Origin of the sequence: Nocardioides gilvus, from assembly GCF_003194605.1 — a bacterium.
In the GTDB taxonomy this organism is placed as follows: domain Bacteria; phylum Actinomycetota; class Actinomycetes; order Propionibacteriales; family Nocardioidaceae; genus Nocardioides; species Nocardioides gilvus.
Genome location: NZ_QHKY01000007.1, coordinates 85,720 through 98,072 on the forward strand (window position 1 = coordinate 85,720; position 12,353 = coordinate 98,072).

11 protein-coding genes are annotated in these 12,353 nt (G+C 68.1%); 6 read left to right on the forward strand and 5 right to left on the reverse strand.

The genetic code is table 11. From position 1 onward, the window contains the following. Positions 1–7: 7 nt before the first annotated feature. Positions 8–268 (reverse strand): 30S ribosomal protein S20, encoded by a 261-nt coding sequence (gene rpsT / locus DNK52_RS15675; RefSeq protein WP_110241977.1) that lies wholly within the window; start codon positions 266–268, stop codon positions 8–10. A gap of 150 nt (positions 269–418) precedes the next feature. Further along, on the reverse strand, positions 419–1,363 hold the full coding sequence (locus DNK52_RS15680; RefSeq protein WP_239455744.1) for a phosphotransferase: 945 nt from the start codon (positions 1,361–1,363) through the stop codon (positions 419–421). A 146-nt stretch (positions 1,364–1,509) separates the two neighbouring features. On the opposite strand from DNK52_RS15680, the gene lepA reads away from it, so the two are divergent. The 3 genes from lepA (at position 1,510) to hemW (ending at position 6,766) form a co-directional block, all read left to right on the forward strand. Beyond that, a complete protein-coding gene (lepA, locus tag DNK52_RS15685) occupies positions 1,510–3,393 on the forward strand; it encodes a translation elongation factor 4 (RefSeq protein ID WP_110241979.1) in 1,884 nt (627 codons plus the stop codon). Between the two features lie 227 nt (positions 3,394–3,620). Then, the gene (locus tag DNK52_RS15690; RefSeq protein WP_110241980.1) at positions 3,621–5,444 is read left to right on the forward strand and encodes an AMP-dependent synthetase/ligase; all 1,824 of its coding nucleotides are present in this window, start codon (positions 3,621–3,623) and stop codon (positions 5,442–5,444) included. A gap of 101 nt (positions 5,445–5,545) precedes the next feature. After that, on the forward strand, positions 5,546–6,766 hold the full coding sequence (gene hemW / locus DNK52_RS15695) for a radical SAM family heme chaperone HemW (protein WP_110241981.1): 1,221 nt from the start codon (positions 5,546–5,548) through the stop codon (positions 6,764–6,766). A gap of 67 nt (positions 6,767–6,833) precedes the next feature. Here the strand turns inward: hemW and DNK52_RS15700 are convergent, their stop codons facing one another. The 3 genes from DNK52_RS15700 to DNK52_RS15710 form a co-directional block, all read right to left on the reverse strand. Continuing rightward, on the reverse strand, positions 6,834–7,346 hold the full coding sequence (locus DNK52_RS15700) for a DUF4870 domain-containing protein (protein ID WP_110241982.1): 513 nt from the start codon (positions 7,344–7,346) through the stop codon (positions 6,834–6,836). A 25-nt stretch (positions 7,347–7,371) separates the two neighbouring features. Continuing rightward, complete coding sequence (locus DNK52_RS15705; RefSeq protein WP_110241983.1) at positions 7,372–8,226, reverse strand: DUF3097 domain-containing protein; 855 nt, start codon at positions 8,224–8,226, stop codon at positions 7,372–7,374. Between the two features lie 88 nt (positions 8,227–8,314). After that, positions 8,315–9,178 carry an MBL fold metallo-hydrolase gene (locus DNK52_RS15710; protein ID WP_110241984.1) on the reverse strand — a complete coding sequence of 288 codons (864 nt, stop codon included), beginning with the start codon at positions 9,176–9,178 and terminating at the stop codon, positions 8,315–8,317. Positions 9,179–9,316: 138 nt separating this feature from the next. Here DNK52_RS15710 and hrcA point away from each other — a divergent pair, with 138 nt between their 5' ends. The 3 genes from hrcA (at position 9,317) to DNK52_RS15725 (ending at position 12,351) form a co-directional block, all read left to right on the forward strand. Beyond that, a complete protein-coding gene (hrcA, locus tag DNK52_RS15715; protein ID WP_110241985.1) occupies positions 9,317–10,342 on the forward strand; it encodes a heat-inducible transcriptional repressor HrcA in 1,026 nt (341 codons plus the stop codon). A 68-nt stretch (positions 10,343–10,410) separates the two neighbouring features. Further along, positions 10,411–11,583 (forward strand): molecular chaperone DnaJ, encoded by a 1,173-nt coding sequence (dnaJ, locus tag DNK52_RS15720; protein WP_110241986.1) that lies wholly within the window; start codon positions 10,411–10,413, stop codon positions 11,581–11,583. Between the two features lie 15 nt (positions 11,584–11,598). Beyond that, positions 11,599–12,351 carry a 16S rRNA (uracil(1498)-N(3))-methyltransferase gene (locus DNK52_RS15725; RefSeq protein WP_110241987.1) on the forward strand — a complete coding sequence of 251 codons (753 nt, stop codon included), beginning with the start codon at positions 11,599–11,601 and terminating at the stop codon, positions 12,349–12,351. Positions 12,352–12,353: the final 2 nt, after the last annotated feature.

The following is a 12,353-nucleotide window of genomic DNA, read 5'->3' on the forward strand; positions in this document are numbered from 1 at the left end:
GTCCGGCTCAGAGAGCGGCGGACTGCTTCGCGATCGAGGACTTGCGGTTGGCAGCCTGGTTGCGGTGGATGACACCCTTCGAGGCGGCCTTGTCGAGCTTGCGTGCGGCCTCGCGGCCAGCAATGACGGCTGCATCCTTGTCGCCCGCGGCGACGGCCTCACGGAACTTGCGGACGGCGCTCTTGAGACCAGTCTTGACGGCCTTGTTGCGCTCGTGAGCCTTCGCGCTCTGCTTGTTGCGCTTAATCTGGGACTTGATGTTTGCCATGAGAGATTCCTCGTTCGTCAACTGGAAGGTGAGTGCCTGGTCCCTGGGCGTGCCGTTCCGGGAAGAGCGGCGATGCTGTGTGGCGGGTCCAGACGGGCCAGCGGAGTTTGCTCACGTCCCGACGAATCGGTCCGGGTGCAACGACGGTTGTCACCACCGGCGGCGTTCTGCCAGCCAGAGCCAGCAGATCGTTCCCGTCCAGTGCTGGTGGTCACGCACGTGCGGTGAGCTCGGCGGAACCGGCCCACACCCTGCCCGGAGAAAGTACCCCGCCATCAGGGCCAGGAGCGAATCGACGGCCTCGGACGGGGCATCGCGCAGCAGCGGGCGGTTGGTGATGACGGCCTCCACGTCGAGGCCGTCACCGTAGGGGCCGACCAGGAGCATCCAGGAGTCGAGCCACGCCGGACCGGTCGCCGGCCAGTTCCAGTCGCAGAAGATCGCGGTGCCGGCGGGGGTCACCATGGCGTTGTCGGCCCGCAGATCGCCGTGCACCAAGGTCTGGCCGCGCAACAGCTCGTCGGCCCGGGAGGCGAGCGCAGCCGCCTCCGCACGGCGCCCGGGGTGGCTCGGCAGGCGTACGGTCTGCCACGCCTGGCTCCAGGAGGCGGTCTCCGCGGCGAACGTACGCAGGCCCATCCCTGCCGGAGCCGGAGTGAACTTCTCGGCGACGTCGGCCAACGCGTCGAGGCAGGCGTCGAGATCCTCCCGCGCCCAGGGACGGGCCACCGGGGGTGCAGCGACGTACTCGGTCGAGAAGACGATCCACTCGCTGTCCTCCAGCGCCCACAGCAGCGCTGGGGCGGGGGTCGCGCGCGGCAGGGTCCGCAGGTGGCGCACCTCCTCCACGTACGAGGCCGCGAACGATCGCTGTGCTCGGTGTGACGCCGCCTTGACGAAGTGGTGAGAGCCGTCCGCGCAGGTGAGGACGGCAGCCATTCCGGGGGTGAACCCGGCCTCGATCGACCGCGCCGCGGTGACCGGAGCCCCACACCGGGCCTCGATGTCGGCGCGCAGCATGGGAGGTAGATGGGCCCACTCGAGGCGACAGGCGCTGCCCAGGGGTGGGACCGGATACGAGGGAGGGGAGACCACCGGCTCATCCTGCCCGACGCAGAGCACGGACGAGCGCGCTCCGCCGCGTCGTCGGCGCGTCTGCTGGGGTCCGGGGGTTCGGCTACGTACGTCGCGCATGGGAGAATGGCGCGACCCGTCGTGCACGTCGTACCCGAAAGTCATCTGTGTCTGCATCTTCAGCCCCGAAGCCCGGAGAGACTCCCGCGTCGATCCTGCGGAACTTCTGCATCATCGCCCACATCGACCACGGCAAGTCGACGTTGGCCGACCGGATGCTCCAGTTGACCGGGGTCGTGGACGCGCGAGCTGCCCGGGCCCAGTACCTCGACCGGATGGACATCGAGCGCGAGCGCGGCATCACGATCAAGAGCCAGGCCGTCCGGATGCCGTGGACCGTCACCGAGGAAGCCGCAGGGCTCCACGACATCGATGCCGGACCGGGCACCTATGTGCTCAACATGATCGACACCCCCGGGCACGTCGACTTCACCTACGAGGTGTCGCGGTCGTTGGAGGCGTGTGAGGCGGCCGTCCTGCTGGTCGACGCAGCGCAGGGCATCGAGGCGCAGACACTCGCCAACCTCTACCTGGCCATGGCAGCCGATCTCCACATCATCCCGGTGCTCAACAAGATCGACCTGCCGAGCGCCAACCCCGAGAAGTACGCCGCTGAGCTGGCCGGCCTGGTCGGCTGCGAGCCCGAGGACGTCCTGCGAGTCAGCGCCAAGAGCGGTGTCGGCGTCGAGGAGCTGCTGAACGAGATCGTCAAGCAGACCCCGCCGCCGGTCGGGGAGAAGGACAATCCCGCCCGCGCCCTGATCTTCGACTCCGTCTATGACACCTACCGGGGGGTCATCACCTACGTTCGGGTCATCGACGGTGAGCTCACCCACCGGGACCGCATCCGGATGATGTCGACCAATGCCACCCACGAGCTCCTCGAGCTCGGGGTGATCAGCCCTGAGGCCGTCAAGTCCGACAAGATCGGGGTCGGCGAGGTCGGCTACGTGATCACCGGGGTCAAGGACGTACGACAGTCCCGGGTCGGTGACACGATCACGACCCAGCACCACGGCGCCACCGAGTCGCTGGGTGGTTACAAGCACCCGAACCCGATGGTCTACTCAGGGCTCTACCCCCTCGACGGCGACCAGTTCGGCGACCTGCGTGAGGCCCTGGAGAAGCTCCAGCTCAACGACGCCGCGCTCACCTACGAGCCCGAGACCTCCGGCGCCCTGGGATTCGGATTCCGGTGTGGCTTCCTCGGTCTGCTGCACATGGAGATCACGCGGGATCGTCTGGAGCGTGAGTTCAACCTCGACCTGATCTCGACCGCCCCCAACGTGGTCTACGACGTGATCATGGAGGACGGCACCGAGATCGAGGTGACCAACCCGAGCGAGTTCCCCGATGGCAAGGTCCACGAGATCCGGGAGCCCGTCGTGCGGGCCACCATCCTGTCGCCGTCGGACTACATCGGCACGATCATGGAGCTGTGCCAGACCAAGCGCGGAACGCTGCTGGGCATGGACTACCTCTCCGAGGACCGCGTCGAGATGCGGTACACGTTGCCGATGGGCGACATCGTCTTCGACTTCTTCGACCAGTTGAAGTCGCGCACCAAGGGCTACGCCTCGCTCGACTACGAGCGCAAGGGCGACCAGGCTGCTGACCTGGTCAAGGTCGACATCCTGCTCCAGGGGGAGCCCGTGGATGCGTTCTCCGCGATCGTCCACCGTGACGCGTCGTACAACTACGGCGTGATGATGGCGTCGAAGTTGAAGGAACTCATCCCGCGACAGCAGTTCGAGGTTCCCATCCAGGCGGCGATCGGCGCACGCGTCATCGCCCGCGAGAACATCCGCGCCATTCGCAAGGACGTGCTTGCCAAGTGCTACGGCGGCGACATCAGTCGTAAGCGCAAACTGCTCGAGAAGCAGAAGGAAGGCAAGAAGCGGATGAAGATGGTCGGTCGCGTCGAGGTGCCCCAGGAGGCCTTCGTGGCTGCCCTGTCCACCAGTGGGGGCGGCACCGACCCCAAGAAGTAGGCGTCATCACTCGCACCGACGTCCCTGGTGCCCACCGGGACGTCGGTGCGCTGAGTCATGCCGCCGTCCGGCGCCGTGAACTCTCCCCAGAGGTCGTTTCGGTCTGGACTTTTTATTCAGAGTGTGGAAAGGCTACCGATGAGTTCGAGAGTGATCTAGGTTACGTCCCACAAGGTCAGCGCGGGCGTCGAGTGCGCCCAAGGCACCAACGATTGCAGGGGAGACGCATGCCCATCACGTATGACACCAGTTTCTTGGACACGATGCTGCCGAACACGGCCGTGCAGTTCTGGGACCGGGTCGCCAAGTCAGCCGACCGGGAGGCGTTCCGCTACCCGACGAAGGCAGAGACCTGGGAGTCCGTCACCTGGGCCCAGGCGGGTGAGGTGGTCAGCAAGCTGGCAGGCGGTCTCCTGGCATTGGGCCTGCAGCCCGAGATGCGCGTCGGCATCACGTCCGGCACCCGCTACGAGTGGCTCCTCGCTGACCTCGCGATCGGCGCCTCAGCCGGCGCGACCACGACTGTCTACCCGACGACCAACGAGGAGGACACGGCCTACATCCTCGCCGACAGTGAGTGCCGCCTGGTCTTCGCCGAGGACGACGAGCAGATCGCCAAGCTGCGCAACCGCAAGTCCGAACTGCCCTACGTCGCCAAGGTCATCACCTTCGACGGTGCCACCGACGGCGACTGGGTGATCAGCCTGGACGAGCTCGCGGCTCTCGGCGAGGCGCACCTCGCTGCGAACCCGGGACTGCTGGAGCAGAAGGCCGCGAGCATCAGCCCTGACCAGCTGGCGACCCTCGTCTACACCTCGGGCACGACCGGCCGCCCCAAGGGCGTCCGACTGAAGCACTCCTCGTGGGTCTACGAGGGCTCCGCGATCCAGTCGATGAACATCCTCAGTGAGGACGACCTGCAGTTCCTGTGGCTGCCGATGGCCCACGTCTTCGGCAAGGTCCTCATGTCGACGCAGATGGCCTGCGGCTTCGCGACCGCCATCGACGGCCGGGTCGACAAGATCGTCGACAACCTCGCAGTCGTGCAGCCGACCTTCATGGGTGCTGCCCCGCGCATCTTCGAGAAGGCCTACGGCCGCATCGTCACCATGCAGGAGGCCGAGGGTGGCCTCAAGGAGAAGATCTTCAACAAGGCCTTCGAGGTCGGTCGCGAGGTCGAGCGTCGCAAGGAGGCCGGAGAGAAGATCCCCGCCGGGCTCAACTTCCAGCGCAACCTCTTCGACAAGTTGGTCTACTCCAAGATCCGGGCCCGCTTCGGTGGCCGCGTGCGCTTCTTCATCTCGGGCGCAGCCGCTCTCAACAGCGACATCGCCCAGTTCTTCAACGTCGCGGGCATCCAGATCCTCGAGGGTTACGGCCTCACCGAGACCTCGGCCGGTGCGTTCGTCAACCACCCCGACACCAACAAGTTCGGCACTGTCGGTCGGCCGTTCCCGGGCACCGAGGTCCGTCTCGGAGACGGCGACGAGGTCCAGATCAAGGGGCCCGGCGTCATGGAGGGTTACCACAACCTTCCCGAGGAGACCTCGCGCTCGCTTTCGGCCGACGGCTGGTTCCACACCGGCGACAAGGGCTCCCTCGACGAGGACGGCCTGCTCACCATCACCGGCCGCATCAAGGAGCTCTTCAAGACCTCCGGCGGCAAGTACGTCGCCCCGCCGGCGATCGAGGCCAAGTTCAAGGCTGTCTGCCCGTACGCGAGCCAGTTCATGGTCTTCGGTGAGGGCCACCAGTACTGCGTCGCACTAGTCACGCTCGACCCCGACGCCATCGGCGCCTGGGCCGAGGAGAACGGGATGAGCGGCAAGTCCTACACCGAGATCGTCTCCAGCCCCCAGGTGCAGGAGATGGTCGAGGGGTACGTGCAGGAGACCAACTCCCAGCTCAACCGTTGGGAGACCATCAAGAAGTGGCGTCTCCTCGACCACGACCTGACCATCGAGTCGGGCGAGCTGACCCCGTCCATGAAGGTCAAGCGCAACGTCGTCCAGGCCAACTACCAGGGCATGATCGACGAGATGTACGCCTGATCCATCGGCGCTCCGCGGGCGTCGACACACCGGTGCAGGTCACCGGGTGTCGACGTCCGTCGGCATTTCTGACCGGGCTCCGCGTTGTGGTCAGATGAGCTGTGCCCCAAGCCCTGCCCGACACGGATCCAGCCCCCCGCGACGGCTCCCTGCCGTCCTTCGCGCTGGACGGTGCGGAGCAGCGTAAACTCGGCTTCTACGTCCACGTGCCCTTCTGCCGGGTGCGTTGCGGCTACTGCGACTTCAACACCTACACGGCCCCCGAGCTCGGTGACGTCGCTGGTGCCTCGATCGCCACGTACGCCGGTGCCGCCATCGAAGAGGTGCGGTTGGCCCGCAGGGTCATGGGGACGAGGGAAGGTGGTGTCTCGACCGTCTTCTTCGGTGGGGGCACTCCGACACTGCTCCCTGCACCGGACCTGGTCGCCGTGTTGCGCTCCATCGACCTCGAGATCGGTCTGGCGCCGGGCGCAGAGGTCACCACTGAAGCGAACCCGGACTCCGTGACGCCGCAGAGCCTGGCTGTCCTGCGCGAGGGCGGATTCACCAGACTCTCCTTCGGGATGCAGTCTGCAGTGCCTCACGTGCTGGCGACCCTTGACCGGACCCATGACCCCCTTCGGGTGCCCCAGGCCGTGGAGTGGGCCCGCGCAGCCGGCTTCGAGGAGATCAGCCTCGATCTCATCTACGGCACGCCGGGAGAGTCGACCGCCGACTGGGCGACGTCGTTGGAGGCCGCGCTCAGCAGTGAACCCGACCACATATCTGCCTACTCGTTGATCGTGGAGCAGGGCACCGCCCTGGCCCGACGGGTGCGTCGCGGCGAGCTCCCCATGCCGGACGAGGACGACCTGGCGGACAAGTATCTCCTGGCCGACGAGCGCCTCACGGCGGCCGGCCTGAGCTGGTACGAGGTGTCGAACTGGGCCCGTGGCGAGCAGAGCCGGTGCCAGCACAACATGGGCTACTGGCGAGGCACTGACTGGTGGGGCGTCGGTCCCGGAGCCCATTCCCACGTCGGGGGAGTGCGCTTCTGGAACGTCAAGCATCCGGCTGCCTATGCACAGCGACTCCTCGAAGGTCTCAGCCCCGCCCAGGGGCGCGAAGTGCTCAGTGACTCAGAACGTCACGTCGAGCGGGTACTCCTGGAGTTGCGGCTGGTGGACGGCCTGGCGATCGACGTGCTGGACGCCCATGGGCGCGCAGCAGTTCCGGATCAGGTCGCCAAGGGTCTGGTCGAAGTTGTCGACGACCGCCTGGTCCTCACTCAGCAGGGTCGCCTGCTGGCGGACGGGGTCGTGCGCGACCTGCTCGTCGACTGAACCGCCACCGGGGCCGCACGACCCAGCCGCGACAGCGACCGGGTCGTCCGGCGGAGTGAGGTGGAGGTCAGCTCACGAATCTGAAGATCAGCTTGAAGTGGTTCTCCTCGCCGTTGTTCGCCTTGATCGCGCCGAGGATCGTGCCCACGAGCCACCAGATGCCGACGATCGGGAGCAGGATGAAACCGACCAGCGCCAACAGCAGCACCGCCGAGACGGCGATGTAGATGAACATCGAGATCTGGAAGTTCAGCGACTCGACCGCCTGACGACGCACGAAGGGTGAGTCGTTCCCCTTGAGCAGCATCACGACGAGCGGCACGAGCCACGCGAAGATGCCGGTGACGAATCCCGCGACCAACGCGCCCCAGTGGGCGGCGCTGGCCCAGAAGCGCTCCTCGTTGGGTGTGAGTTGACCCGCGGACTGCCCCGGTGCGGGCTGCTGACCGTACGGCTGCTGCCCGTACTGGGGGGCGCCGTACGGCTGCTGCCCTGAGGCTGGCTGCTGCCCGTACTGCGGTGCGCCGTACTGGGGCGGCTGCTGAGGATCGGGGACACCGGGTTGTTCGGGGTGGGTCATGGTTCCCTCCTAGGAACTCTGACTGTCACTGCGCAGTGACGAAGTCGATCAGTTCCTCCACCCTACCGAGCAGCGTCGGGTCGAGATCCTGGAAGCCACGGACGCCGCCGAGGATGTGCTTCCAGGCACGCGCGATGTCGGTCTGGTCGCGATGCGGCCAGCCGAGCAGTTGGCAGGTCCCCTTCTTCCACTCGATGCTCCGCGGCACGTCCGGCCAGCGGTCGAAGCCCAGTCGCTCCGGCTTGACTGCCTGCCACACGTCGATGAAAGGGTGCCCGACGATGAGCACGTGCTTGCCCACGTCCGAGCGCATCACCGACTGCGCGATGCGGCTCTCCTTGGAACCGGGCACGAGGTGGTCGACCAGCACACCGACGCGGCGGTCAGGGCCGGGCTTGAACGCTCGGAGGTGCTCTGCGAGGTCGTCGACACCACCGAGGAACTCGACCACCACGCCCTCGATGCGCAGGTCGTCGCCCCACACCTTCTCGACCAGTTCGGCGTCATGTCGTCCCTCGACGAAGATCCGGCTCTGTCGCGCCACCCGGGCCTTGACGTCGTGCACGGCCACCGAACCCGAGGCGGTGCGCGTTGCCCTCGCGGGGGCCGCAACCTGCACCGGCGCCGTGAGGATCACCGGCGACCCCTCGATCAGGTAGCCGGGCCCCATCGGGAAGGTGCGTCGTCGGTACTTGCGGTCCTCGAGGGTGATCGTCCGCAGGTCCCGGTCGATGCCGACGATCTCTCCGCACCACTCGGTGGTCACCTCCTCGACCACCAGGCCGATCTCGGCGGGCTGCTCCTTCGCGCGGCCACGCACGGGTGCGCGCCAGTCGCCGGAGAGGACGTCGGAACCGTAGCGATCAGTGGGAGAAGACACGTGCCAACGCTAGGGCGCAGCGCCGACCGGACCCGTCAGGCCCCACGGCGTGCCGCGGATCATCGCGGACGGGGCGAGGCCTCCGACGTCAGATCAGCGGCAGTCGCTTCTGGCTGCGGGGCAGGTGCTGGTAGCCGCGCGCCACGGCGTGGCCGAGTCCTTCAGGCAGGTAGGGCCACTGGGCGGCTCCCAGGGCGTCCTCGACGCGTACCCCGCGTCCGGCCAGGTCGCGGATCGTCTCTGCGACCACGCCGATCGCGCCGCGCTGCTCCTGGACGTACGCGAGGTCGACGGAGCCGCCGTGTCCGGGGACGACCACGGTCTCGGGTCGCAACATCCCGAGTACGAAGTCGAGGGCGAGGGGCCAGTCCAGGGGCCACGAGTCCTCACCGAAGCACGGAGCGCCGGACTGCTCGACGAGGTCGCCAGCGATCAGGACACCGGCGTCAGGGACGTTGACCACGAGGTCTCCTGCGGTGTGCCCACGCCCCGGGTGCACGAGCTCGACCTGCCGGTCGCCGAGGTCGAGGATCCGGACCGAGGAGAAGGTGTGCGTGGGAAGCGCGATCTCGGTCTCGCCCACCTCTTCGTGGTGACCCTCGCTCTCCGGGTGGCCGACCACCGCCCGCGTCGCCAGCGCGCCGGGACCGAACTTCTCCAACTCGGCGCAGGCCTCCTCGTGGGCGTACACAGGCACGGGGCCGTACGCGTCGAGCACGGCCCGGTTGCCGAAGGTGTGGTCGAAGTGCCAATGGGTGTTCACCACGCCCGTGACCTCACCGATGCCGAGGGCCCGGACGTCGTCGACCAGCGCCCGGCCGGCCCGGGTCGAGCCGTGGGTGTCGACGAGGAGGACTCCGTCCTGACCTGCGATGACGGCGGCGGTGGTGTCCAACCACTCGCGCCGCGAGACCCAGACCCGGTCGGACACTTCGTGGAAGGCGCCAGTCATGGTGTGAGCCTAGTCGCGCGGGGTGCGCAGGCTTCGGGGTCGGTGGTTAGACTGGCACTCGTCTGGTCTGAGTGCCAAAGAAGGTGCTGGGTAGGCCGTCGTCCGATCACGTGAGTTCCATCAGGACAGGAGGAGCCGATGTCGCAGGACCGAAAGCTCGCCGTCCTCCGCGCGATCGTCGAGGACTACGTCGCCACCGAGGAGCCGGTGGGGTCGAAGGCACTGGTCGAACGCCACGGGCTGGGGGTCTCCCCGGCGACGGTGCGCAACGACATGGCGGCGCTGGAGGAGGAGGGCTTCATCCACCAGCCCCACACCAGCGCCGGCAGGGTGCCCACCGACAAGGGCTACCGACTCTTCGTCGACCGCCTGGCCACGCTGAAACCGATGTCGGCGGCGGAGAAGCGCGCGATCTCCACATTCCTCGACGGCGCGGTCGACCTGGACGACGTCGTGCAGCGATCCGTCCGTACGCTCTCGCAGCTGACCCAGCAGGTCGCCGTCGTGCAGTACCCGACGCTGTCGAGCAGCACGGTGCGACACGTCGAGTTCGTGGCGCTGGCACCGAGCCGGTTGTTGGTGGTCCTGATCCTCTCGAACGGTCGCGTGGAGCAGCGCGCGGTCGAGCTCGGCACCGAGACGTTGGACGACTCGCGCCTTGCCGACCTGCGGACCGGCGTCAACCGGGTCGCCGCCGGTCAGCGGATCGCGGACGCCTCGACGGCCCTCGGTGGGCTCCTCGAGGAGATCCCGCTCGACTCCGCTCCGCTCTTCGGGCCGGTCGTCGAGACCCTCGTCGAGGCCATGTCCGACCACAGCCGGGACGACCGCGTCGCCGTCTCCGGGACTGCCCACCTGGCTCGGTACGGCGACACCTTCGAGACCTCGGTGCGCCCCCTGCTCGAGGCGATGGAGGAACATGTCACCCTGCTCAAGTTGTTGGGTGAGGCGAGCACTCACGGTGCGCTGACCGTACGTATCGGGACCGAGGGCCCGTTCAGCCAGTTCGCGGCCACCAGCGTCGTCTCCTCGGGATACGGACCCGGGCGTGACTCACCGGCCAGCCTGGGGGTCCTGGGCCCGACCCGCATGGACTACCCGAGCACGATGGCCACGGTGCGAGCCGTGGCCCGGTACGTCTCGCGCATCCTCGACGAGTCCTGATCCGGCGTCGAGCCAGACATCACTGATCCACCGCACCGCACCACACCGAACGACCACGAGGACCTACGTTGAGCCACGACCTGTACGAACTGCTCGGTGTCGCCCGCGACGCTGACGCCGACCAGATCAAGAAGGCCTACCGCAAGCTGGCGCGCCAACTCCACCCCGACGTCAACCCTGACCCGGAGAGCCAGGAGAAGTTCAAGCAGGTGACGAGCGCCTACGAGGTGCTCTCCGACCCGCAGAAGCGTGCCCACTACGACCGGGGTGGCGACCCCTTCGGTGGCGGCGCCGCCGGCTTCGGCCAGGGGGCGGGGTTCTCCTTCACCGACATCATGGACGCCTTCTTCGGCGGTGCGGCCCCGGGCGGCGGCGGTGGTGGCCGCGGTCCCCGTCCGCGGATGCGACGTGGGCAGGACGCCCTCATCGCGATCGAGATCGACCTCGCACAGGCGGCATTCGGTGTCACCCGGGAGATCAAGGTCGACACTGCGGTCCACTGCGCGACCTGTCAGGGGGCCGGGACCGCCCCGGGCACCGAGCCGGTGACCTGTGCGCAGTGCCACGGCGCCGGCGAGGTCGCACAGGTGCAGCGTTCGTTCCTCGGTGAGGTCCGTACGCTCCGCCCCTGTGCTGCCTGCCGTGGCTACGGCTCGACCATCCCCGACCCCTGCCGCGAGTGCGCCGGTGACGGTCGCGTCCGGTCCCGCCGCACCCTGAACGTCAAGATCCCTGCCGGCGTCGACGACGGCACCCGGGTCCAGCTCTCCGAGCAGGGCGAGGTCGGCCCCGGCGGCGGCCCGGCCGGCGACCTGTACGTCGAGATCCGGGTCGCGGAGCACGCCACCTTCGTCCGTCACGGCAACGACCTGCACTGCACCGTCTCGGTCCCGATGACCGCAGCCGCGTTGGGCACGTCGGTGACCTTGGCGTTGTTGGAGGCTGACCTGGAGTCTGCCGACCCGGAGACCACCACCACGCACGAGCTCGACATCAAGCCCGGTACGCAGTCCGGGACCGAGCAGGTCCTGCGCGGGCTGGGTGTGCCCGGCCTGCGCGGCGGACGCGGCGACCTCATCGTCACCGTCGTCGTCGAGACCCCGACCAAGCTCGACGCCCGCCAGGAGGAGTTGCTGCGCGAATTGGCAGCTCTGCGTGGCGAGGAGGCGCCCGAAGGCACCGTGCGCAGTGCGTCGAAGTCGGTCTTCGGGCGTCTTCGCGACGCCTTCGGCGCCAACTGAGCCGAGGAGCCACCGATGTCGCTGCCCGTCCACCTCGTCGATGAGCTCGGTTCCGTCCGCGTGGGGGACCTGGTGGAGGTGACCGGGGACGAGGCGCACCACGCCGTGGCCGTGCGACGGCTGGCGGTGGGGGAGCGAGTGGTCCTGACCGACGGCGTCGGGAGCGCGGTGACCGGAACGGTTGCCACCACCGGCAAGCGGGTCTTCGGCGTCGGGGTCGAAGAGGTGTCCCGCGTCGCGCACGCCGAGCCGCGCGTCACCGTCGTCCAGGCGCTGCCCAAGGGTGAGCGCGGTGAGTTGGCTGTCGAGGTCCTCACCGAGGTCGGGGTCGACAGGATCGTGCCGTGGGCGGCCTCTAGGTCGGTGGCCGTGTGGCGGGGTGAGCGCGCCCTGAAGTCGCGTGCGAAGTGGAGCGCCACCGCGCGTGAGGCGGCCAAGCAGTCACGCCGGGTCTGGCACCCGGAGGTGACTGCGCTGGCGAGCACGGCGGAGGTCTGCGCACTGGTCGCGGGCGCTGACACTGCCCTGGTGCTGCACGAGGACGCGACTGCTCCGCTCTCGGCGATCACCCTGCCGATCTCTGGTGAGGTGCTCGTCGTGGTGGGCCCCGAGGGCGGTGTCGCGCCCGAGGAGCTCGAGGCATTCACTGCGGCGGGCGCGGTCTCCGTACGTCTGGGTGCAGAAGTGTTGCGCACGTCGACAGCGGGTGTCGTCGCGGTCGGCGCGCTGCTGGCACGTACCCCCCGCTGGGGCAGCCAACAGCCCTGACG

Coding starts and splice junctions, on each gene's coding strand:
- DNK52_RS15710 (WP_110241984.1), bottom strand. CDS start 9,178: ATGACTGGCGCCTTCCACGAAGTGTCCGACCGGGTCTGGGTCTCGCGG.
- hrcA (WP_110241985.1), top strand. CDS start 9,317: ATGTCGCAGGACCGAAAGCTCGCCGTCCTCCGCGCGATCGTCGAGGAC.
- DNK52_RS15690 (WP_110241980.1), top strand. CDS start 3,621: ATGCCCATCACGTATGACACCAGTTTCTTGGACACGATGCTGCCGAAC.
- rpsT (WP_110241977.1), bottom strand. CDS start 268: ATGGCAAACATCAAGTCCCAGATTAAGCGCAACAAGCAGAGCGCGAAG.
- DNK52_RS15700 (WP_110241982.1), bottom strand. CDS start 7,346: ATGACCCACCCCGAACAACCCGGTGTCCCCGATCCTCAGCAGCCGCCC.
- DNK52_RS15725 (WP_110241987.1), top strand. CDS start 11,599: ATGTCGCTGCCCGTCCACCTCGTCGATGAGCTCGGTTCCGTCCGCGTG.